17 protein-coding genes are annotated in these 22,238 nt (G+C 60.6%); 15 read left to right on the top strand and 2 right to left on the bottom strand.

The features are described from left to right. Positions 1-75 precede the first annotated feature (75 nt). From glnE to CW305_RS21535, 13 genes are all read left to right on the top strand, one after another. Positions 76-3,021: a bifunctional [glutamate--ammonia ligase]-adenylyl-L-tyrosine phosphorylase/[glutamate--ammonia-ligase] adenylyltransferase gene (gene glnE, locus CW305_RS21475; RefSeq protein WP_042921882.1), complete on the top strand. Its 2,946-nt coding sequence runs from the start codon at positions 76-78 to the stop codon at positions 3,019-3,021. A 48-nt stretch (positions 3,022-3,069) separates the two neighbouring features. Next, positions 3,070-3,993 carry a branched-chain-amino-acid transaminase gene (gene ilvE / locus CW305_RS21480; RefSeq protein WP_104098918.1) on the top strand — a complete coding sequence of 308 codons (924 nt, stop codon included), beginning with the start codon at positions 3,070-3,072 and terminating at the stop codon, positions 3,991-3,993. Between the two features lie 78 nt (positions 3,994-4,071). Then, the gene (waaF, locus tag CW305_RS21485) at positions 4,072-5,106 is read left to right on the top strand and encodes a lipopolysaccharide heptosyltransferase II (RefSeq protein WP_104098919.1); all 1,035 of its coding nucleotides are present in this window, start codon (positions 4,072-4,074) and stop codon (positions 5,104-5,106) included. Then, positions 5,107-6,108, top strand: a complete 1,002-nt coding sequence (gene waaC, locus CW305_RS21490; protein WP_104098920.1) for a lipopolysaccharide heptosyltransferase I — start codon at positions 5,107-5,109, stop codon at positions 6,106-6,108. Further along, on the top strand, positions 6,108-7,229 hold the full coding sequence (locus CW305_RS21495; RefSeq protein WP_104098921.1) for a glycosyltransferase family 4 protein: 1,122 nt from the start codon (positions 6,108-6,110) through the stop codon (positions 7,227-7,229). Before waaC ends, CW305_RS21495 begins: the two co-directional genes overlap by 1 nt. Positions 7,230-7,272: 43 nt before the next feature. After that, positions 7,273-8,079, top strand: coding sequence for a lipopolysaccharide core heptose(I) kinase RfaP (rfaP, locus tag CW305_RS21500; protein WP_104098922.1), 807 nt, complete (start codon positions 7,273-7,275; stop codon positions 8,077-8,079). Beyond that, entirely contained in the window at positions 8,079-8,813 is a 735-nt protein-coding gene (locus CW305_RS21505) for a lipopolysaccharide kinase InaA family protein (RefSeq protein ID WP_104098923.1), read from the top strand. The genes rfaP and CW305_RS21505 overlap by 1 nt, the downstream gene beginning before the upstream one ends. After that, entirely contained in the window at positions 8,810-9,556 is a 747-nt protein-coding gene (locus tag CW305_RS21510; RefSeq protein ID WP_104098924.1) for a lipopolysaccharide kinase InaA family protein, read from the top strand. Before CW305_RS21505 ends, CW305_RS21510 begins: the two co-directional genes overlap by 4 nt. Next, the gene (locus CW305_RS21515) at positions 9,553-10,998 is read left to right on the top strand and encodes a lipopolysaccharide kinase InaA family protein (RefSeq protein ID WP_104098925.1); all 1,446 of its coding nucleotides are present in this window, start codon (positions 9,553-9,555) and stop codon (positions 10,996-10,998) included. Before CW305_RS21510 ends, CW305_RS21515 begins: the two co-directional genes overlap by 4 nt. Before the next feature lie 12 nt (positions 10,999-11,010). Then, positions 11,011-12,765: a carbamoyltransferase family protein gene (locus tag CW305_RS21520; RefSeq protein ID WP_104098926.1), complete on the top strand. Its 1,755-nt coding sequence runs from the start codon at positions 11,011-11,013 to the stop codon at positions 12,763-12,765. Next, complete coding sequence (locus CW305_RS21525) at positions 12,752-13,666, top strand: glycosyltransferase family 2 protein (protein ID WP_104098927.1); 915 nt, start codon at positions 12,752-12,754, stop codon at positions 13,664-13,666. The genes CW305_RS21520 and CW305_RS21525 overlap by 14 nt, the downstream gene beginning before the upstream one ends. A 2-nt stretch (positions 13,667-13,668) precedes the next feature. After that, complete coding sequence (locus tag CW305_RS21530; RefSeq protein ID WP_104099124.1) at positions 13,669-14,814, top strand: glycosyltransferase; 1,146 nt, start codon at positions 13,669-13,671, stop codon at positions 14,812-14,814. After that, on the top strand, positions 14,807-15,673 hold the full coding sequence (locus CW305_RS21535) for a glycosyltransferase (protein WP_104098928.1): 867 nt from the start codon (positions 14,807-14,809) through the stop codon (positions 15,671-15,673). The genes CW305_RS21530 and CW305_RS21535 overlap by 8 nt, the downstream gene beginning before the upstream one ends. 142 nt (positions 15,674-15,815) lie before the next feature. Here CW305_RS21535 and CW305_RS21540 read toward each other — a convergent pair whose 3' ends face one another. Then, positions 15,816-17,651 (bottom strand): O-antigen ligase family protein, encoded by a 1,836-nt coding sequence (locus tag CW305_RS21540; protein WP_104098929.1) that lies wholly within the window; start codon positions 17,649-17,651, stop codon positions 15,816-15,818. A gap of 118 nt (positions 17,652-17,769) precedes the next feature. Between CW305_RS21540 and msbA the strand changes: the two genes are divergently transcribed. Beyond that, positions 17,770-19,599, top strand: a complete 1,830-nt coding sequence (gene msbA / locus CW305_RS21545) for a lipid A export permease/ATP-binding protein MsbA (protein ID WP_104098930.1) — start codon at positions 17,770-17,772, stop codon at positions 19,597-19,599. Between the two features lie 197 nt (positions 19,600-19,796). Beyond that, positions 19,797-21,218, top strand: a complete 1,422-nt coding sequence (hldE, locus tag CW305_RS21550) for a bifunctional D-glycero-beta-D-manno-heptose-7-phosphate kinase/D-glycero-beta-D-manno-heptose 1-phosphate adenylyltransferase HldE (protein WP_104098931.1) — start codon at positions 19,797-19,799, stop codon at positions 21,216-21,218. 68 nt (positions 21,219-21,286) lie between these two features. On the opposite strand, the gene CW305_RS21555 is transcribed toward hldE, so the two are convergent. After that, positions 21,287-22,174, bottom strand: a complete 888-nt coding sequence (locus CW305_RS21555) for a metal ABC transporter ATPase (RefSeq protein ID WP_104098932.1) — start codon at positions 22,172-22,174, stop codon at positions 21,287-21,289. Positions 22,175-22,238 lie beyond the last annotated feature (64 nt).

The raw sequence follows: 22,238 nt of genomic DNA on the forward strand, positions 1-22,238 counted from the left end.
GGCATTTTCCTGAGAAAGGCATCTGCGAGGCTCTGAATCGCGCGGTTTCACTGTGTTGCTGTGAAGGAAACCTCAATGAGTCTGCCATCGCTGGTTGCATTGCCGCCCTCGCTTCTGCCTTTTGTCAGTCGTGCCGAAGAGTCGTTCCTCGCTGCTGCCGGCAGCCTGTCGGATGCCATTGCGGCACGTTGCCGCGCCTGGCTGGTGGAGCAGCGCGAGGCGTTCGGCCGAGTCTGTGCGGCGAGCGACTTCGTCAGCGAACAGGTTAGTCGAGATCCGCAGATGCTGCTGCAGCTGGCCGAGCTGGGCTGGCTGGACAGATCGCTCGCGCCGGTCGAGATGCGTGACGCACTGAGCGAGCAGGTCGCCGCGTGCGACAGCGAGGATGCCCTGGCGCTGACCCTGCGCCGCTTCCGGACCCGCCAGCAGGTGCGGATCATCTGGCGCGACCTGACCCGTCAGGCCGACCTTGCCGAAACCTGTCGCGACCTTTCCGATCTCGCCGACGCTTCGGTCGATCTGGCGTATCACTGGCTGTACACACGCCATTGCGAGCAGTTCGGCGTACCCACCGGGCGTCGCAGCGGCAACCCGCAACACATGGTCATCCTTGGCATGGGCAAGCTGGGCGCCCATGAGCTGAATCTGTCCTCGGACATCGACCTGATCTTCGGATACCCCGAAGGTGGCGAAACCGTGGGTGCCAAGCGCTCGCTGGACAATCAGGAGTTCTTCGTCCGGCTCGGTCAGCGGCTGATCAAGTCGCTGGACGCCATCACCGTCGATGGCTTCGTCTTCCGCGTCGATATGCGCCTACGCCCGTACGGTTCGTCCGGTCCGCTGGTCTACAGCTTCAACGCGCTGGAACAGTACTACCAGGACCAGGGGCGTGACTGGGAGCGCTACGCGATGATCAAGGCGCGTGTCATCGGTGGCGACCAGCAGGCCGGCAAGGAGCTGCTGGAAATGCTGCGGCCGTTCGTCTATCGGCGCTACCTTGATTTCTCCGCCATCGAAGCGCTGCGCACCATGAAGCAGCTGATCCAGCAGGAAGTGCGGCGCAAGGGCATGGCTTCGAATATCAAGCTGGGTGCCGGCGGCATCCGCGAGGTGGAGTTCATCGCCCAGGCGTTTCAGCTGATTCACGGCGGGCGCGATCTCAGCCTACAACAGCGGCCGTTGCTCAAGGTGCTGGCTACCCTGGAAGGTCAGGGCTATCTGCCGGGTGCGGCGGTGAAGGAGCTGCGCGAAGGCTACGAGTTTCTGCGCTATACCGAGCATGCGCTGCAGGCCATCGCCGATCGCCAGACGCAGATGCTGCCGGAGACTGAAGTCGACTGCGCGCGGGTCGCCTTCATGCTCGGTTTCGACAGCTGGCAGGCCTTCCACGAGCAGCTGTTGCACTGGCGTGGGCGTATCGACTGGCATTTTCACCAGGTTATCGCCGACCCGGACGAGGACGAGAATGCCGAAGGCGAGGCGCTGGTCGGCGGCGAGTGGCTGCCGCTGTGGGAGCAGGATTGGGACGAAGAGTTCGCCTGTCGACAGCTGTCCGAAGCCGGGTTCCGTGATGGTCAGGTTGCCTGTCAGCGCCTCGCCGCACTGCGTAATGCCAGTCAGGTCAGGACCATGCAGCGTCTCGGTCGCGAGCGTCTGGATGCCTTCATTCCTCGTCTGCTGGCGCAGGCTGTCGAGCAGGACGACCCGGATCTGGTGCTCGAACGCGTGCTGCCATTGGTCGAGGCGGTGGCCCGGCGTTCGGCCTATCTCGTATTGCTGACCGAAAATCCCGGCGCGCTGCAGCGCTTGCTCGAACTCTGCGCGGCCAGCCCGTGGGTCGCCGAGCAGATCGCGCGGTTCCCGTTGCTGCTCGACGAATTGCTCAATGCTGGGCGGCTGTACAGCCCACCGCTGGCGCCGGAGCTGGCTGCCGAGTTGCGTGAGCGGCTGATGCGTATTCCCGAGGATGACCTCGAGCAGCAGATGGAGGCGCTGCGTCATTTCAAGCTGGCGCATCGCCTGCGCGTCGCAGCCTCGGAGATCGCCGGGACGCTGCCGTTGATGAAGGTCAGCGACTACCTGACCTGGCTGGCGGAGGCCATTCTGCAGGAAGTGCTGACCCTGGCCTGGCGCCACACGGTTGCGCGTCATGGTCAGCCGCAGCGCAGCGACGGCACGCTCTGCGATCCGGCCTTCGTCATCGTCGGTTACGGCAAGGTCGGCGGGATCGAGCTCGGTCACGGTTCCGACCTGGATTTGGTGTTCATCCATGACGGCGACCCTGCCGCCGAGACCAATGGCGCCAAGCCCATCGACACCGCGCAGTTCTTTACCCGTCTCGGTCAGCGCATCATTCATCTGCTGACTACCCAGACCACCTCCGGCCAGCTGTACGAGGTGGACATGCGCCTGCGTCCGTCCGGCGCTTCCGGGCTGCTGGTCAGCTCCCTCGGCGCCTTCGAGCGCTACCAGGGCCAGGAAGCCTGGACCTGGGAGCACCAGGCGCTGGTGCGTGCGCGGGTGCTGGTTGGCTGTCCGCAGCTGACCGCCGACTTCGAACGGGTGCGCGCCGGTGTGCTCGGTCGTGAACGTGATCTGGATGCGCTGCGTCGCGAAGTCAGCGACATGCGCGCGAAGATGCGCGACAACCTCGGGACCCGCGCGACACATGCGGGGACTGCCGAGCAAGCCTTCGACGGCGCGGCCGAGTTCAATCTCAAGCAGGACGCCGGTGGTATCGTGGATATCGAATTTATGGTGCAATACGCGGCTTTGGCGTGGTCGCACCAGCATCCCGAACTGCTGCGCTATACCGATAACATCCGCATTCTCGATGGGTTGGAGCAGGCCGGGTTGATGACCGGCGATGAGGTGCGGCTGCTGCAGGACGCCTACAAGGCGTACCGTGCCGCGGCTCACCGGCAATCACTGCAGAAGCAGCCCGGAGTGGTGAGTGGGGACCAATTCCACGACGAGCGTCGCGCAGTCATGCGGATCTGGCGCGAGCTGGGGCTCAGCTGAGCCCGCGTCGGGCTACCGAGCAATATCGAATTCTGAGGAGCTGGCAAGATGTCGATGGCCGATCGTGATGGCGTCATCTGGTATGACGGCGAACTGGTGCAGTGGCGCGATGCGACCACCCATGTGCTGACCCATACCCTGCACTACGGCATGGGCGTGTTCGAAGGCGTGCGCGCCTACAACACCCCGGACGGCACGGCGATCTTCCGCCTGCAGGCGCACACCGACCGCCTGTTCGATTCGGCGCACATCATGAACATGCAGATGCCGTACTCGAAGGAAGAGATCAACGAGGCGACCCGCGCCGCGGTGCGCGAGAACAACCTGGAAAGCGCCTACATCCGCCCGATGGTGTTCTACGGAAGCGAAGGCATGGGCCTGCGCGCCAGCGGCCTGAAGGTGCACGTGATCGTCGCGGCCTGGCATTGGGGCGCCTACATGGGCGACGAGGCGCTTGAGCTGGGCATCAAGGTGCGCACCAGTTCCTTCACCCGTCACCACGTCAACATCACCATGACCCGCGCCAAGTCCAACGGTGCCTACATCAACTCGATGCTGGCCCTGCAGGAAGCCATTTCCGGTGGCGCCGACGAAGCGTTGATGCTGGACCCCGAAGGCTACGTGGCCGAGGGCTCGGGCGAGAACATCTTCATCATCAAGGATGGCGTGATCTACACCCCGGAAGTCACCGCCTGCCTGAATGGCATCACCCGCGGCACCGTGCTGACCCTGGCTGCCGAGCACGGCCTGAAAGTCGTCGAGAAGCGCATCACCCGCGACGAGGTGTACATCGCTGACGAAGCCTTCTTCACCGGTACCGCAGCCGAAGTCACGCCGATCCGCGAAGTGGACGGCCGCGCCATCGGTATCGGCCGTCGCGGCCCGATCACCGAGAAGCTGCAGAAAGCCTACTTCGATCTGGTCACCGGCAAGACCAATGCCCACGCCGAATGGCGGACCCTGGTCAAGTAAGCCTGGCGCTGGAAGCCGGCAACGCATGACTCGCTTGCCGGCCACGCTTCCAGCCCCTCAGCTTATGGCTTAGAGCTTATGAACATACTGATCGTAGGACCCAGCTGGGTTGGCGACATGGTGATGGCGCAGACGCTGTTCGTCTGCCTGAAACAGCGCCATCCCGACTGCCAGATCGACGTGCTGGCGCCCGAGTGGAGCCGGCCGATTCTCGAGCGCATGCCCGAGGTGCGCCAGGCGCTGAGCTTTCCGGTCGGGCACGGCGTGCTCGACATGGCGACCCGGCGCAAGGTTGCGCAGAGCCTGCGCGGTCAGTACCAGCAGGCGATCCTGCTGCCCAACTCCCTGAAGTCGGCGCTGGTGCCGTTCTTCGCCGGCATCCCCAAGCGCACGGGCTGGCGTGGCGAGATGCGTTTCGGCCTGCTCAACGACATGCGCAAGCTCGACAAGCAGCGCTACCCGCTGATGATCGAGCGCTTCATGGCGCTGGCCTTCGAGCCGGGCGCCGAGCTGCCCAAGCCGTACCCCAATCCCTCGCTGCGTATCGACACCGCGACTCGCGACGCCGCCCTGGCACGTTTCGGCCTGAGTCTGGACCGGCCAGTGCTGGCGTTGTGCCCCGGTGCCGAGTTCGGCGAATCCAAGCGCTGGCCGGCGGAACACTTCGCCAAGGTGGCCGAGCTGAAAATCCGGGACGGCTGGCAGGTCTGGCTGTTCGGCTCGAAGAACGATCACCCGGTCGGCGAGCAGATTCTCGAGCGGCTGATTCCGGGCCTGCGCGAAGAGGCAGTGAACCTGGCGGGCGAAACCAGCCTGGCCGAGGCGATCGATCTGCTGTCCTGTGCCGATGCAGTGGTGTCCAACGACTCCGGTCTGATGCATGTCTCCGCCGCGCTCGGCCGGCCGTTGGCGGCGGTTTACGGCTCCACCTCGCCAGCCTTCACTCCACCGCTTTCCGAGCAGGTTGAAGTGGTGCGCCTGGGCCTCAACTGCAGTCCCTGCTTCGAGCGCACCTGCCGCTTCGGCCACAACAACTGCATGCGCGAGCTGAAGCCGCGCGCGGTGATCGATGCGCTGGATCGTCTGGTCCCGCAGTCGGTCGAGGTACGCTGATTGAAGGTCCTGCTGGTCAAGACCTCGTCGCTGGGCGATGTCGTGCATACCCTGCCGGCCCTGACCGATGCGCTGCGGGCGCTGCCCGGCATCCAGTTCGACTGGGTGGTGGAGGAGGGCTTCGCCGAGATTCCGGCCTGGCATCCGGCGGTGACACAGGTGATCCCGGTAGCGATTCGTCGCTGGCGCAAGCACCCGCTGCAGACCCTGCGCAAGGGTGAATGGCAGCGCTTCAAGGCACGCCTGCGGGAAGGCCGTTACGACCTGGTGATCGACGCCCAGGGCTTGCTGAAAAGCGCCTGGCTGACCCGTTACGTCAAGGCTCCGGTCGCTGGATTGGACCGGGAGTCCGCGCGTGAGCCCATCGCCGCACGCTTCTATGACCGATGCTACGCCGTGCCGCGTGACCAGCATGCGCTGGAACGGGTGCGTCAGCTGTTCGCCCAGGCGCTCGCGTATCCGCTGCCGCAGGATGTCGCCGATTACGGTCTCGATCGCGAGCAGATGGCGGCGCCCAGCGACCAGCCCTACCTGCTGTTTCTGCACGGCACCACCTGGCCGAGCAAGCACTGGCCGGAAGCATACTGGCGCGAGCTGGCCGAGCGCATGAGTGATTTCGGCTGGGCGATCCGCCTGCCGTGGGGCAATGCCGAGGAGAAGGCGCGGGCCGAACGCATCGTCAGTGGCATAGCCAACGCCGCGGTGCTGCCGAAGCTCAATCTTGCCGGTGTCGCCCGGGTCATCGCCGGCGCGCGCGCCTGCGTCGCGGTGGATACCGGTCTCGGCCACCTGGCCGCGGCGCTGGATGTGCCGAGCATTTCGCTCTATGGTCCGACCCTGCCCGGGCGGGTCGGCGCCTATGGCCGCTCCCAGGTGCACCTGTGTGCCAGCGGACCGAACGCCGGTCGCGGTGATCGGCACAAGCCCTGTTTCGACGATCTGCGCCCCGAGCGCGTCGTTACCGAATTGAAAGCCCTGCTGCGGGCCCCGGAGTCCGTCTGATGCAACTGGCCTTCATTCTCTACAAGTATTTTCCGTTCGGCGGTCTGCAGCGCGACTTCATGCGTATCGCCCTGGAATGCCAGCGTCGTGGGCACAGTATTCGCGTCTACGCGATGATCTGGGAAGGCGAGGTGCCGGACGGCTTCGAGGTGCTGATCGCGCCGGTCAAGGCGCTGTTCAACCACACCCGCAACGAGCGCTTCACCGCCTGGGTCGAGGCCGATCTGGCCAAGCGGCCGGTGGACCGGGTGATCGGCTTCAACAAGATGCCGGGGCTGGACGTGTACTACGCCGCCGACCCATGTTTCGAGGACAAGGCGCAGACGCTGCGCAACCCGATCTATCGGCGCTGGGGCCGTTACAAGCACTTCGCCGAGTACGAGCGCGCAGTGTTCGCGCCCGAAGCGAAGACCGAAATCCTGATGATCTCCGAGGTGCAGCAGCCGCTGTTCGTCAAACACTACGGCACGCCCGCCGAACGCTTTCACCTGTTGCCGCCGGGCATCGCTCAGGATCGCCGCGCGCCGGCCAATGCCGCGCAGATTCGCGCCGAATTCCGCGAGGAGTTCGAAGTGCGGCCCGACGAGCTGCTGCTGGTGCAGATCGGTTCCGGCTTCAAGACCAAGGGGCTGGACCGCAGCCTCAAGGCACTCGCCGCATTGCCGCGTGAACTGAGCCAGCGCACCCGGCTGCTGGTGATCGGCCAGGACGATCCCAAGCCGTTCAAGCTGCAGGCCAAGACGCTGGGCGTTTCCGGCATGGTCGAATTCCTCAAGGGGCGCAGCGATATTCCGCGTTTCCTGCTGGGCGCCGATCTGCTGATCCACCCGGCCTATAACGAGAACACCGGTACCGTCCTGCTGGAAGCGCTGGTCGCCGGGCTGCCAGTGCTGGTCACCGATGTATGTGGCTATGCCCACTACATTACCGACGCCAACTGCGGTCGCGTGGTGCCCAGCCCGTTCGAGCAGCAGGCGCTCGACCAGATGCTGGCGCAGATGCTGGCCGATGATCAGCAACGCGCGGTCTGGAGTCGCAATGCGCTGACGTTCGCCGGCACGGCGGACCTTTATTCGATGCCGCAGAAGGCGGCAGACGTGATTCTCGGGGCAAGCGCATGAGCGCTACAGCTCGGTCAGCGCCCTGCCGATTGGCGGAGGCTCCATGCGCCTGATGCTATTGGAGCCGTTCAAAAGCCTCTGGCACGGCGCGGACCCGTTCGTCGAAGTCGAGCGTCTCGACGGGCAGGTGTACCGCGAGCTGGAGGGGCGACGCACGCTGCGTACCGAAGTCGACGGGCAGGGTTACTTCGTCAAGATCCACCGTGGCATCGGTTGGGCGGAAATCGCCAAGAACCTGCTTACGGCAAAGGCGCCCGTTCTCGGTGCGGGCCAGGAATGGCGAGCGATCCAGCGGTTGCACGAAGTGGGTGTGCCGACCATGACCGCGGTGGCTTACGGCGAGCGCGGAGCCAATCCGGCCAGCCAGCATTCGTTCATCATCACCGAAGAACTGGCCCCGACCGTCAGCCTCGAGGACTTCACGGCCAACTGGCTGGAACAGCCACCCGCACCGTCGCTCAAGCGCGCCCTTATCGCCGAAGTCGCCCGCATGGCTGGCACCATGCATCGCGCCGGCGTCAATCATCGCGATTTCTACATCTGCCACTTTCTGCTGCATACCGACAAACCGGTGACAGCAAGTGATTTCCGCCTGTCGCTGATCGACCTGCACCGCGCGCAGGTCCGCTCCCGGACGCCTCGGCGCTGGCGCGACAAGGACCTGGCCGGGTTGTACTTCTCGGCGCTCGAGATCGGCTTGACCCGTGGTGACAAGCTGCGCTTCCTGCGCGATTACTTTCAGCGTCCGCTGCGGGAGATTCTGCGTGACGAGTCTTCGCAGCTGGCCTGGCTGCAGCGCAGGGCGGAAAAATTGCTGGACCGCAAGCAGCGCTACGGGGGGGCGCTTTGATGGCTGGCTGGACGCTGGATCCGGCCTACGCCGATCTTCGGGAAGCTTTCGGCAGCCTGACGAGCGTGTTTGCTCTAGAGGGTGAGCGGTTGACGACAGACCCGTTGTCGGAAGTGATTCGTGTCGAACTCTATGGCGTGCGCTATTACGTCAAACGCTACTGGGGGGCAGGCAAGGGCTTGAGGCGATTCGTCGGGCGTCCGCGGGTCAAGGCCGAGTGGCAGAATCTGATGATTTTCCGCCGTTGGGGTATCCCAACGGCGCCAATCGTGGCATACGGCATGGAGCGTCGAGGCGGCGCTTTCCTGCGAGGTGCGTTGATTACCCGCGAATTGGAGCAGACCGAAGACCTGGCCTTGCTGGCGGCGAGCCATGATCCTCGCCTTCGTGATCGGCGCTGGGTGCATGAGGTCAGCCTGCAACTGGCGCGCTCGACTCGCGCAATGCATGACCGAGGCTTCGCCCACAACGATCTCAAATGGCGCAACTTGCTGGTCGATTCCCAGCGCCGCTTGTATCTGATTGATTGTCCAACCGGTGCATTCTGGCGCGGGCCGTTCCTGCAGCGGCGGATCGTCAAGGATTTAGCGTGCTTGGACAAGGTGGCCAAGTACCAGCTTACTCGCACCCGGCGCCTGAGGTTCTATTTGCAGTATTGCCAGCGCTCACGGCTGGCGCCTCAGGACAAGCCACGCATTCGGCAGATATTGAACTACTTCCAGGGACGAGAATGACTGATTTTATAGAAGAGTCCGACCGTCCTTTGCTCGAGCGCAGTGGTCTAAATAGCTTCGACGCGCTCTGGGCAGTACAGCTCGAAGCTGTGGATGAGCCAAATATTGAGCGCGGAGGGTGGAGCAGCGTTGTTCGACTTGAACTCGATGGCGCGGCCTTCTACCTCAAGCGGCAGAGCAATCACCTGACGCGCAGCCTGACGCACCCGTTTGGCGAGCCCACTTTTGCCCGAGAATTCCGCAGTATCCGCCGCTATGCCCGGCTCGGTATTCCGGCATTGCAGGCGAGCTTTTTCGGCCAGCGCAGAGTGAACGGAGAGCGGCGAGCAGTCCTTTTGACGCGAGCGTTGGACGGCTGGACGGATTTGGATGGCTTGTTAGCTCAATGGCCTCAGCTGGCCGAATCGCAACGCCAATCGATCCTTCAAGCAACCGGAGAGTTGGCTCGCATCCTTCACCGGGCCGGACAACTGCATGGCTGCTTTTATCCCAAGCATATTTTCCTGCGGGAGCTTTCTGGTCAGTGGCAGGCTTGTCTTATCGATCTGGAAAAAACGCGCCCGCTGCTGCTCGGTCAACGCGACCGCATCAGGGATTTGGAGCCGCTCGTGCGCCGTGCCGCCTGTATCGGTGACGACGGCGTACGCTCCCTGCTGTCGACATATCTGGATGATTCCCGTCTGCTCGATGCATGGGTGCAGCGCCTCGGTCGTCGGAACAGAGAGAAAGAGGCACGCGGATGAATCTATCCGAGTTGGCAGGTGTGGGTCGCCAGCCAGGCATCCCGCTACAGATTGCATTACCAACCAATGGTGTGCTGAATATTGTTCGCTGGCTACGAATTCTGCCTGGTCATCGATATGTCGGTTGTGCCGAGTGGAACGGTCGCACCGTACTGGCCAAATTGGTGGTGGGTTCAAAGGCGCAGCGTCATTATCAGCTTGAGCGAAGGGGCGCGCTGCTACTGGCGGAGCAGCAGCTGCTTACGCCCGCTTTGCTAGCTGAGGGCTGGCAGGACGGCGAAGGCGGCTGGCTGATTTTTGATTGGCTCGACCATGCCAAAAGCCTTTGGGATGCCTGGCGCGCTGTAGAAACTGACGTGATGCTGTCTGACGGGCAGAGGGGTGTTCTTGGCGAAGCGCTTGAATTGATCGCCCGGATGCATGCGCGAGGCATCTGGCAGGCCGATCTTCATCTTGATAACTTACTGCGGGCCGGCGACCAGCTTTTCGTGGTCGATGGGGGTGGCGTGAAAGCAGAAGCGCCCGGAGCTCCCTTGTCCCGCGAGCGGGTGCTGGAAAATCTTGGCACGTTCTTCGCGCAGCTACCCGCGGAGATCGACCCGTTCATCGAAGAGCTGCTGGTTCATTACCTGCTCGCCAACAGCGAGCATGCGTTGCCGCTGGAAGCGTTGCTCAAAGACATTTACAAGACTCGCGCATGGCGCTTGAACGATTATCTGAAGAAGGTAGCGCGCGACTGTAGCCTGTTCAGCGCGCGTAGCGGCGCGTTTGGCGCGCAGGTGGTGCGGCGTGACGAGGAAGCTGCGCTGCAGGCTGTTCTCGCTGATCCCAATGCATCCATTGCACGAGGCGAGCTTTTGAAAGACGGTGGTAGTGCGACGGTTGCCAGTATTGAGTCGAACGGCCGATCACTGCTGATCAAGCGCTACAACATCAAAGATCCGCTGCATTGGCTCAAGCGCTTCTGGCGCCCAAGCCGGGCGTGGCGTAGCTGGATCGAAGGCAATCGTCTCGAGTTTCTGGGGATCGCCACGCCGCGCTTGCTGGCTGTAATCGAGAGCCGCTGGCTGTGGCTACGTGGCCCCGCATGGCTAATTACCGATTTGCTCTCCGGTGAAGATATAATCGCGCGTTTTCGGCCGTACGTGGATAGTTGCCCGCCTGAGCGGGAGCTATCCGCGCTGGACCGCTTGTTCGCGGCCTTGATTCGCGAGCGCGTCAGTCATGGCGATCTCAAGGGGCACAACCTGTTCTGGGAACAGGGTCGCTGGGCACTCATCGATCTTGATGCCGTGCAGCAGCATGGCAGCGATGCCAGCTTCGCCCGGGCCTATGCCAAGGATCGCGCACGTTTTCTGCGCAACTGGCCGGCCGACTGCGCCCTGCATCGACTGCTTGACCAACGTTTACCCGCGGTGCCCGGCACCAGCATCGAAGATTAAGAGGCAATACCCGTGGCATTGACGATTCTCGGCCTTTCCGGCGCCCTCAGTCATGATCCTTCCGCCGCCCTGTATATCGACGGCAAGCTGATCGCCGCCGTCGAAGAAGAGCGCTTCGTGCGTGACAAGCATGCCAAGAACCGCATGCCGTACGAATCCGCCAAATTCTGCCTTGAGCAGGCCGGCATCAAGCCGTGCGACGTCGATGTGGTGGCAATCCCGTTCGCACCCATCAGCATCTTCGAAAAGGCGCGCTGGCACTATGCAAAGCGTTACTGGTACGCACCGGATCGCGCGCTGGATGCCATTCTCATGGGCAACCGCCGCTACTACCGCTACAAGAAACGCATCGAATGGTGTCTCCAGCAACTGGGCTTCGACATGAAAAAGGTCAAGATCCAGCCGGTCGAGCATCACCTGGCCCATGCCTCCAGCGCCTATCACTGCTCTGGCTTCACCGAGAAAACCGCGATTCTCGGCATCGATGGCAAGGGCGAGTACGCCACCACCTTCTTCGGCTGGGGCGAGAACGGCAAGATCCACAAGATCAAGGAATTCTACGACCCGGATTCCTTGGGCGGGTTGTATGGCGCGATCACCGAATACCTCGGCTTCGAGATGCTCGATGGCGAGTTCAAGGTCATGGGCATGGCACCCTATGGCGACGCGGCCAAATACGATTTCTCCCGTCTGGCCAAATTCGAGAACGGCGAGCTGACCATCAACACCGACTACGCCAACGTCATCGGTTTCCGTCGCTACAAGGAAAGCAGCAAGGGTTATTACTTCTCGCCCAAGCTGATCGACTGGCTCGGGCCCAAGCGCGAAGGCGATATCGCCGATGACCCGTACATCCATTACGCCGCCGCCATGCAGGCGCTGTTCGAGAAGCTGGCGCTGGAGATGATGGACTACTATCTGGGCGATATCATCAAGCAGACCGGCAAGATCGCTTTCGCCGGCGGCTGCGCGCTGAACGTCAAGCTTAACCAGAAAATCATCGCCCGGCCCGAGGTGAAGGAGCTGTTCGTTCAGCCTGCTTCCGGCGACGCCGGTACCGCGGTGGGTGCCGCCGCCTACGTCTCCCACCAGCGCGGTGTGCCGGTGGAAAAGATGGAACACGTCTACCTCGGTCCCTCCTACAGCAACGAGGACGTCATTGCTGCCTGCGCCCGCCACCCCAACAAGCCGGTGTGGCAGAAGATCGACGGCGTCCCCGAGCGCATCGCGAAAATCATGGTCGATGGCAACCCGGTCGCCTGGTTCCAAGGGCGTATGGAGTTCGGTCCGCGCGCCCTCGGCGGCCGCTCCATCATCGGCTGCCCCAGCGTGCCGGGCGTGGCCGACCGCATCAACGAGCAGATCAAGTTCCGCGAGCGCTGGAGACCCTTCTGCCCTTCGATGCTCGATACCGTCGCGCCGCAGATGCTCAAGGTCGACCATCCCAGCCCCTTCATGACTTTCACCTTCGAGGTCAATGAAGGCTGGAAGGAGCGTGTCGGCGAAGTCGTCCACGAAGACGGCACCTCCCGCGCCCAGGTGCTCAAGCGCGAATACAATCCGCGCTGGTACGACCTGATGCTGGAGCTGGAAAAGCTGACCGGTAATGGCGTCTCGCTTAACACTTCCCTCAACCGCCGCGGCGAACCCATGATCTGTTCGCCGACCGATGCGCTGAACATGTTCTACGGCTCGGACCTGCAGTATCTGATCATGGAAGATGTGTTGGTGGTGAAGGATGGGATGAGCCGGTATGAGCCCAGCTGAGCCGCTTATTAGCGTCGTCATTCCAGCCTATAACTATGCGTTGACTCTGCCGCGTGCGGCGGAGTCGGTGCTGGTGCAGCTAGATGACACTGTTGCTGAGCTGGTCGTGATCGATGATGGTTCGACCGATGACACGCCGCAGGTAATCGAAGCGCTTCTAGCCAGCTGGCCCGGTCGGTTCCGTGCGTTGCGCAAGGAAAACGGCGGCTTGGCGTCTGTGCGCAATAGAGGCAGCCGTGAAGCCAGGGGATCGTATCTGGTTTTTCTCGACGCCGATGACGAGATGGCTCCCGGGGCGCTGGAAGCGCTGGTGCAGCACATCGAGCGGCACCCCGAGACGCGTATGGTCATCGGTGGTCACGATGCGATCTTGAGCAACGGCAAGCGTCGCTCCTATATCCCTCCCACTCTGCCGGAATCACGCCTGGACAGGCTGCGTGGTTACCTGCTGGACAAGCGGTTCGCGTTGTCCAACGGAGCCTGCGCCATGCATTGCGAGGTGTTTTCGCGCGGTGGCTATCCCGAGCAATTCCGTAGTGCAGAAGATATCCCGGTATTCAGTCAGGTGCTGGCCAATTATCCGTGCACAGTGCTGGCGCAGCCCTTGGCTGTGATTCACAAACATGACGACAGCCTTCGACATCAGTTCAGTCATGCCAAAGCCGGAGGCTTGGCGTTGGTTGATGAAGTCTTTTCACCGCAACGGCTGGACGAAGAATTTCAAATATTGAAAAGGGAATTTACTGTGCAGCGATGCCTATCATTGTTTCGCAGCGCTTATTTGGCCGGTGATGCTGCCGCCGCCAAGGAGTACTTTCGTACGGCGTTACGGTATGACCGCCGTGTACTGTTGAATATTTCCTATACGCGCAAGGCGCTGCGATTGTGGCTGGGCAGTTAGTGATGACTCGCAAGATCAAAGTTTTACAGCTGCAAAATCGTTATAACGTCAATGCCTCGGATCTTGCCGAACAAGTAATTCAAGGGTTGCCTACGCAGACCTACGAGGTAACCACCTTATTTCTGCGTGGCCGACCTAGGTCTGGCGAGCCTGAAAGCCGGGCGGCACGCTCGGTGTATTTCGACTTGAACAGCGCTTCGACCAAGGGGCTGCGTCTCAAAGCGCTTTGGCTGCTTTACAAGCATTGTCGTGCTCAAGGCTACGATGTGGTCATTGCTCATCGTTTCAAGCCGATCAATATGATGATGCTGCTGAATATCTTTTTGCGCATACCTGCCTGTGTCGGTGTCTTGCATGGGCTTGGCGAGTATGAGCGCCCTTATCGACGCTGGGAAAGTCGCGCCTTGATTAGTAAAGCTTGGCGAATGGTGGGGGTTTCCCGCGCTGTTTGCGATGACTTGATCAACAGTGGTGCGGGTTTCAAGCCGTATAACGTTCGCCAGATCAACAACGCTATCGATATTTCTCGTGCCGAACGCTTGCAGCATACCAAACTGCAGGCGCGTAAGCTGCTGGGTTTGCCAGAGGATGCATTTGTGATCGGCACTATCGGCCGATTGGTCCCGGTTAAAGGGCATATTCAGTTGCTGCAGGCGTTCAGCGAGATAAAGGACGATTGTCCTCAAACGCTACTGGCCATTATTGGCGAGGGACGCTTACGCGAAGAAATGGAAGCGGTAATCCAGGCCCGTAATTTGGATGGCCGAGTACATTTATTAGGTGCAAAGGACGATGCCCTGCAATATGTCAGAGCCTATGATGTTTTCGTTATGTCTTCTATCAGTGAAGGCTTGCCTCTGGCGCTACTCGAGGGGATGAGTGCCCGCTTGCCGGTTGTCGGCTCGGATATCGATAGCATGCGGCCAATTCTGGAGGACAGCGGTGGTCGTATTTATCCCGTGGGCCAGTCAGCAATATTGGCGGAGCGGCTGCGGGAAGTTGTTTTGCTTACACCCCAGGAGCGCACAAAAGAGGGGCAAAGAGCATACGAGTACCTTTGTCGCGCCCATGCTATTGAGGATTTCCGTAAGCAGTACCGAGATCTGCTCGAAGAGATGCTGGGTAATGGAAAGCGGAATCATGAGTGATCCAGATCTCCCGCTCGTAACGGTGATTATCGCTTCGTACAATCACGGGCCTTACATCGAAGAGAGTATTCTGAGCGTTCTACAGCAGACCTATTCGAATGTTGAATTGTTGGTCGTGGATGATGGCTCGAAGGATGACAGCGCCGCGCGTATCCAACGCTTACAGGAGAAATACGAATTCGATTTTCGTACTCAGCCAAATCAGGGGCTTGCCCAAACGCTGAATGATTGTATCGCTCGTTCGCAGGGAAGTCTGATCGCGCCACTTGGCTCGGATGATGTGATGTTGCCGGATCGTATCGCCAAACAGGTGGCTTATATTCAGGGCAAGCCAGAAGTGGGCATATGCGCCGGCAACATTCAAACGATCGATGCACAAGGCAACATCATTCAAAAGCGTTGCCGAGCCAGAGCGTTTCGTCGGCTAGATTTCAATGCAATGTTCAACGCTACGGATGCCGGGCCGCCTGCTCCGACATTGCTATTTCGGCGCGAAGCGCTGGAGATGGTGGGGGGGTTTGATCCGGAAATACGTCTGGAGGATTTGCAGGTCGAGTTGAAAATTACCCGTGCAGGCTTCTTTATCGATGTACTAAGCGACGTCTTGGCGAAATACCGAGTCCATGGCGCCAATACATACAAGAATCGACGCTTCATGGTGGAGCAGGTGATGGCAACCTATGCCTGCTTTCGAGACCATCCTGACTACCCGAATGCTTGTGCCAAATTCTTAAATTCTATGCTGCTCAAGTGTGCAAGTGACGATAAGGTGTTGGCGTGGGCGCTACTGCGGAAATTACCGCCACGCTACTGGGATATGAAAACGCTACGTGGCTTAGGGCGTTTGTTTTTAAAATGAGTCGAGTTTGGGTCCGCGCAAGCGGAAACTGTGCCATATCATCAGGGCAGAATATGGTGGAGCCAATCTAGCCCTGTTTTAAAGGCTCGACAAGCAGTTCCACGCGGTGCTCGGCGCTGATCTTCCGCGCTGCCATGAGCGCTCACGATGCATGATGTTTTATGGTGCGAAGTCTCTGCTCCAATTTTCGGGCGGCTGGTTGGCCGCATTGCTCGGCATAGCCTGAAATTAGGGCCGAAATGTGTTGCACGGTTAGCCAATGGCAGTCTTCGCTATAACGCAGCATGTGCGTGAGGTTGCGACGCCGCTTCCAAAAGGACAGTGCATGCTGAGCGATCGTCATGTCGGCTAGATCGATCAGGGCAAGTCTGCCGTTCGGTTGCATCAGCACATTACCTAGGTGAATCGAACGAAAGTAAACGCCTGATTGATGGAGTTGGCCGAGAAAAGCGCCGAATTGTCGAATGCCCTCTTCGCGCTCTTCATTCTCCAAGTTTCGCCAGCGATTGCGCAGCGTATCACCAGGAAGTGGTCGATAAATTATTCCGTCCAACTTAGCTGCCGGTACTCGGACAAAGCAATCAATTAGGGGGGCCGCAACGCCAAGCGATTGCAGCTGCTCTGCATTGTCCGCGAAGCGCCGCGATTTTGGAGACCAAAGCGCTGTAGATATCATGCGCTTGCGTCGAAACAACTTCAGGTAACTGCCGTTCGCCAGCTCTGCCACCTTTACTCCGTAACCATCCTCTTCAATGATACGGGCAGTTTTTAATAGCTCATTGAGCTGGTCTTTGGTCAGGTTTCTGCTCCTTGGAGCTTCTTGCCGCAAGCCTATGGAAATTCCAGCAATCAATGAGAGAGGTATCCAGATAAGAAACCAGTTTTCATTAGGGCGTGAAAGAAAGTTGCTTCCTTCGGTAAGGCCGGCAGCCAATCCATAAACCGCCAAGGCTGAAGCAAGCTGAAGACTGGCATGCCGCTGTTGAGAAAAGCAGCGCAAGAGTGCTAGCAGGTACATCAGTAGCCAGAGAGCGAGTCCTACTATTCCCAACTCTAGAAGCACGGCTAGCTGAACGTTGTGCGGGTCCGTAAGGGTCAGCCCGAGTTCGGCTATATCGAAGCCGAACTCCGAACCATAGCCATGGCCGATCCAAAGATGATCGGAGGCCTGTCGTATCGCATCGATCCATAATTGAGGGCGGAAGGAAAGCCCTCTCTGCAACAGTATCTCGGGCATCAGCACAATACATGCAATCACAACGGTGATTACTGCGGCCACCAGATAAAACGCGCGCCGCCCGGTCAGCGCGATCATCCAGAAACTCGTCAAGGCCATCGCCATCAGAGGAGTGCGAGAGCCAGTTGCCAGCACGGCCGCCAATAGCGGTATCGTGAAAATGATTGAAAACCATGAAGGGCAGTCACGATCGGTTAACCAAACCGCCACCCAGTAGGTACAGAAAAAACCAAATACATGCGAAGAAAGAAGAGGGTTGGACAAAGCGCCTGTGCCGATCATGCGATCTTGCTCTGGTTCGGTCAGGAACGTGACTAGGCCGACCAAGGCTGCCATCGAGGCCAGCATGGCAGCACAGCGTAGTGCTCTAAGAAGGTTACGTTGATTCTTCAGCGCCATAATCGCGCAGGCAGCGAACATCATGAATACGTAAATCGGGCGTTTTGCGAGCCCGCTTGGATCGTCTTCGCTGCTCGTCCAAGAGAGGCTCAGTAACAGCCAGGTTGCAAGAGCTAGAAAAGCCAATATGACTGGCTCGCGAAGCAAAATCCGCCAGTAGCGTGGACGGGCTATGAGCGCTATTAGTGCGGGTGCTGCCATTAATCCATAGTAGAGCTTGGTATACGAGCTGGTGTTACCCAGCCAGAACAAACCAGTCAGGAGCGCAACGTAACCAACGATTAGCCAACGGCGAGCGATAAACTCGTCTATAGCGCGTGCAGAAGGAAATAGTCTCGTCACGATAAGGTCATTCGGCTATTGCTGCGAAGCCGGCATGGTAAAGCAATAGCGTGAGGAGAGGCAGCTGCAGCTGTATGGTAATCTCACTCGCCTTTCCAAACGTTAATACGTGGGACGCATGCCAGACCATCAACCCAGCGCTAGCCAGCCTTCCAGCCTGAAGGTCTACCTCCGCTTGCTCGGCTATGTGAAGCCCTACATCGGTCTTTTCATTCTGAGTATTCTCGGCTTCCTTCTTTTCGCCTCCACCCAGCCGATGCTGGGCTACATGCTCAAGTTTTTCGTCGACGGGTTGAACAACCCTGAGGCGAGTTTCTTTGGCCAGGTCCCCTACTTGCAGGAGCACAGCTGGCTCGCCGAGCTCAAGCTGCTGCAGGCCGTCCCGCTGCTGATCATCTTCATCGCGCTTATGCAGGGCATCGGTTCGTTCCTCGGCAATTTTTTTCTTGCAAAGGTTTCGCTAGGGCTGGTGCATGACCTGCGGCTGGCACTGTTCAACAACATGCTGACACTCCCCAATCGCTATTTTGACAGCCACAACTCCGGGCATCTGATCTCGCGGATCACATACAACGTGACCATGGTCACCGGCGCGGCGACCGATGCGATCAAGGTTGTGGTGCGCGAGGGCATGACAGTGATTTTCCTGTTCGCCACGCTGCTGTGGATGAACTGGAAGCTCACTCTGGTGATGCTGGCGATACTGCCAGTGATCGGTTTCATGGTGTCGAGCGCCAGCAAGAAATTCCGCAAGCAGAGCAAGAAGATTCAGCTTGCGATGGGCGACGTGACCCATGTCGCCTCGGAAACCATACAGGGCTATCGCGTGGTCCGTAGCTTCGGAGGCGAGCCTTACGAGCGGGATCGTTTCCTGGCTGCGAGCTCGGAGAACACCGCCAAGCAGTTGCGTATGGTCAAGACGAATGCCGTTTACACACCGAGTCTGCAACTGGTCATTTACAGCGCCATGGCAGTGCTGATGTTCCTTGTGTTGTTGCTCCGAGGTGACGCGTCTGCTGGCGATCTGGTCGCCTACATCACGCTGGCGGGGTTGCTGCCCAAGCCGATACGTCAGCTCTCGGAAGTCAGCTCGACCATCCAGAAGGGCGTGGCCGGGGCGGAAAGTATCTTCGAGCAGCTCGACGAGGAGCCAGAAGTCGATCGGGGCACGCTTGAGCGCGAAGCCGTCAGCGGCCATCTCGAAGTGCATAACCTCGATTTCGTCTATCCAGGTACCGACAAACGCGTGCTGCATGACATCAGCTTCACCATCGAGCCCGGGCAGATGGTCGCGCTGGTAGGTCGATCCGGCAGCGGCAAATCCACGCTGGCGAATCTGATCCCTCGCTTCTATCACCATGAGGTAGGTCAGATACTGCTCGACGGTGCGGATGTCGAATCCTACACGTTGCGCAACCTGCGTCGTCACATCGCGCTGGTGACTCAGCAAGTGACGCTGTTCAACGATACGGTGGCCAATAATATCGCTTACGGCGATCTGGCTGGCGCACCGCTGGACGACATACGCCGCGCGGCCCGCGATGCGTACGCCGATGAGTTCATCGAGCAGATGCCGGAGGGTTATCAGACCATGGTCGGCGAAAACGGCGTGCTGCTGTCCGGCGGTCAGCGTCAACGCCTGGCGATCGCGCGTGCATTGTTGAAGAACTCGCCGGTGCTGATTCTGGACGAAGCCACTTCGGCGCTGGATACCGAGTCGGAGCGGCACATCCAGGGCGCGCTGGATCATGTCATGCAGGGCCGCACCACGCTTGTCATCGCGCACCGCTTGAGCACCATCGAGAAGGCCGACCAGATTCTGGTGATGGAGCAGGGCAGCATCGTCGAGCGCGGTACCCACGCCGAGCTGCTGGCCGCGAACGGCGCATACGCCAGGCTCCACACCACTCAGTTCAAGGACGAAGTGCCCGAAGAGCAGGGATCCTGATGTAGCGCTCGCTCGCGCGCTGTTGTTACACCGAGTCAACTGCGATTCCGCTCGAGATGACGAATTCTTCCGCAAGGCGGTGCGCAGGCACGAACTGTTCTGGGTTCGCCATCTTTAGCAGGGCACCTGTCGCGGGCAGGCTGCCACGGCCTGCATGTTATGATCGCCGCCGTTTCCTCTTCCTCACCGGAGCCCCCATGAAGCTGTCCATGCCCCGTTTCGACCAAGCCGCCGTTCTGGTGGTCGGTGACGTCATGCTCGATCGTTACTGGCATGGCGGTACGTCGAGGATCTCGCCTGAGGCGCCGGTGCCAGTGGTCAAGGTCGAGCAGATCGAGGATCGGCCCGGTGGCGCGGCCAACGTGGCGCTGAACATCGCGGCACTGGGTGCGCCTGCTGCGCTGGTGGGGGTGACCGGTGAAGACGAAGCGCGCCAGAGCCTGGTCGACAGCCTCGCGGCGGCGGGCGTGCAGGCGCATTTCCAATGCATCGAGGACCAGCCGACGATCGTCAAGCTGCGAGTGATGAGTCGCCATCAGCAACTGCTGCGCATGGATTTCGAAGAGCCGTTCGATACCGATCCTGCCGCACTGCTGGCTGACGTGGAGGGCTTGCTGGTTGGGGTCAAGGTGCTGGTGCTGTCGGATTACGGCAAGGGCGCGTTGAAGAACCATCAGGCACTGATCCAGGCTGCACGCCGCCGCGGCATTCCGGTTCTCGCCGACCCCAAGGGCAAGGACTTCGAGATCTACCGCGGCGCATCGTTGATCACGCCGAACCTGGGCGAGTTCGAGGCGATCGTCGGACATTGTGCCGATGAGGCCGAGCTGGTGAACAAAGGCGCCGAGCTGATGGCGACTCTCGACCTTGAGGCTCTGCTGGTCACCCGCGGCGAGCACGGCATGACCCTGCTGCGTCCCGATCAGGCGCCGCTGCACCTGCCGGCCCGTGCCCGTGAGGTCTTCGACGTGACCGGCGCCGGGGATACCGTCATTTCGACTCTGGCAGCGGCCATCGCTGCCGGTGAGGAACTGCCGCAGGCCGTGGCGCTGGCCAATCTGGCCGCCGGCATAGTGGTCGGCAAGCTGGGTACCGCCTGCATCAGCGCACCCGAGTTGCGCCGTGCGGTGCAGCGCGAAGAGGGTTCCGAGCGCGGGGTAATGACCGTCGAACAACTGCTCACTGCGGTCGAGGATGCGCGGGCAGAGGGCGAGAAGATCGTCTTCACCAATGGCTGTTTCGACATCCTGCATGCCGGCCATGTGACCTATCTGGAGCAGGCCCGCGCACAGGGTGATCGCCTGGTCGTGGCAGTCAACGACGACGGCTCGGTCAGCCGTCTGAAGGGGCCGGGGCGGCCGATCAACTCGGTGGATCGCCGCATGGCGGTGCTGGCCGGACTCGAGGCGGTAGACTGGGTGGTGTGCTTCTCGGAGGATACGCCGGAAAGCCTGCTGGCTCAGGTTCGTCCCGATGTGCTGGTCAAGGGCGGCGACTACGGCGTCGCTCAGGTGGTCGGCGCCGAGTTGGTCAAGGCGTACGGTGGCGTGGTGAAGGTGCTGGGGCTGGTGGAAAACAGCTCGACCACCGCCATCGTCGAGAAGATCCGCAGCCGCTGAGTCTTTTGGATACGCCTCACGTATCGTCAGTAGGTGAATAGCCGCTTTGCGCGGCTATTCACCTCGTGTTAGCGGGCGACTGCCACCGGCCGTGCCGCCCACCAATCCCGCCAGCGAACGCGCTCGTCGCGCACCACCCAGCCTTCCTGGGGCGCAAAGCTTTCCGAGAGCCACAGGCCGCGGGTGTTCACCGGGCTGAACTGGCCATTGCGCAATTGCAGCAGATGATCCTGCGGCTGACTCTGATGCAGCGGTATCAGATAAATGTCGGGCCGGCTGCGCTCCAGCCGCGCGACCAGTTGATCGTCTTCCAGGCGCTCGTCGACATGGAACAGGCTCAGCTGACGCGCCTCTTTCGGTAGCTCCATGCGCATGTCATAGACCAGCTGCAGCGATGCCGTCGGCAGGTGTACATAGGCGCGTGGACGCTCCATCAGCACCATGTTGCCGCACTGCACCGGGCGCGTGGCGCCGGATTGCGAGGCGAGCTTGAAGTGCACCGCCTCGCGGTAGTGCAGGCTGGCCTGGTAAGGGGTGGGCAGCCAGGTATCGCCGAAACGTCCGGCGAGCCAGCCTTCAGGGGTTTCCAGCAGGCATTCTTCGGCGATTTCCTGGATGGCGGTGAGCAGCGGCAGGTTCAGCTCATGTGCCGGGATGTAGCCGGAAATCAGCTTGAGAACAACGTCACCACGGTCCGGCCGCTGCTGACGGACCAGCACCCAGTATTCGCGGCCCTGCCAGCTCATGGTCAGACGCACCGAAACGCCGAGATTGGCCAGTTCGATGGCAAAACGGCCCGGATCGGACACCTCCACCGGGCGGCGGCGCTCGATCACTTCGCTGAAGTTCAACGGCCGGCCCAGGCTCTGATAGCTCAGGTTGTCCTGGCTGGCCTCGACGTAGAGAGGCAGGGTCTTGAATGCGGCAGGGCTCTTGCGCACCAGAACTCTTGGCATTCGGATTCTCCTTGCGGCGAAGAAAGTAACCGCGCGGCATCAGCGTAATGCGCTCCCGCGCAGC

Source organism: Stutzerimonas kunmingensis (genome assembly GCF_002929225.1).
Classification (GTDB): domain Bacteria; phylum Pseudomonadota; class Gammaproteobacteria; order Pseudomonadales; family Pseudomonadaceae; genus Stutzerimonas.

What these genes read in the sequence shown, in the direction of transcription:
- glnE (WP_042921882.1), top strand. Translation starts at nt 76, where the DNA reads ATGAGTCTGCCATCGCTGGTTGCATTGCCGCCCTCGCTTCTGCCTTTT.
- ilvE (WP_104098918.1), top strand. Translation starts at nt 3,070, where the DNA reads ATGTCGATGGCCGATCGTGATGGCGTCATCTGGTATGACGGCGAACTG.
- waaF (WP_104098919.1), top strand. Translation starts at nt 4,072, where the DNA reads ATGAACATACTGATCGTAGGACCCAGCTGGGTTGGCGACATGGTGATG.
- CW305_RS21495 (WP_104098921.1), top strand. Translation starts at nt 6,108, where the DNA reads ATGCAACTGGCCTTCATTCTCTACAAGTATTTTCCGTTCGGCGGTCTG.
- rfaP (WP_104098922.1), top strand. Translation starts at nt 7,273, where the DNA reads ATGCGCCTGATGCTATTGGAGCCGTTCAAAAGCCTCTGGCACGGCGCG.
- CW305_RS21505 (WP_104098923.1), top strand. Translation starts at nt 8,079, where the DNA reads ATGGCTGGCTGGACGCTGGATCCGGCCTACGCCGATCTTCGGGAAGCT.
- CW305_RS21510 (WP_104098924.1), top strand. Translation starts at nt 8,810, where the DNA reads ATGACTGATTTTATAGAAGAGTCCGACCGTCCTTTGCTCGAGCGCAGT.
- CW305_RS21515 (WP_104098925.1), top strand. Translation starts at nt 9,553, where the DNA reads ATGAATCTATCCGAGTTGGCAGGTGTGGGTCGCCAGCCAGGCATCCCG.
- CW305_RS21525 (WP_104098927.1), top strand. Translation starts at nt 12,752, where the DNA reads ATGAGCCCAGCTGAGCCGCTTATTAGCGTCGTCATTCCAGCCTATAAC.
- CW305_RS21530 (WP_104099124.1), top strand. Translation starts at nt 13,669, where the DNA reads ATGACTCGCAAGATCAAAGTTTTACAGCTGCAAAATCGTTATAACGTC.
- CW305_RS21535 (WP_104098928.1), top strand. Translation starts at nt 14,807, where the DNA reads ATGAGTGATCCAGATCTCCCGCTCGTAACGGTGATTATCGCTTCGTAC.
- msbA (WP_104098930.1), top strand. Translation starts at nt 17,770, where the DNA reads ATGCCAGACCATCAACCCAGCGCTAGCCAGCCTTCCAGCCTGAAGGTC.
- hldE (WP_104098931.1), top strand. Translation starts at nt 19,797, where the DNA reads ATGAAGCTGTCCATGCCCCGTTTCGACCAAGCCGCCGTTCTGGTGGTC.
- CW305_RS21555 (WP_104098932.1), bottom strand. Translation starts at nt 22,174, where the DNA reads ATGCCAAGAGTTCTGGTGCGCAAGAGCCCTGCCGCATTCAAGACCCTG.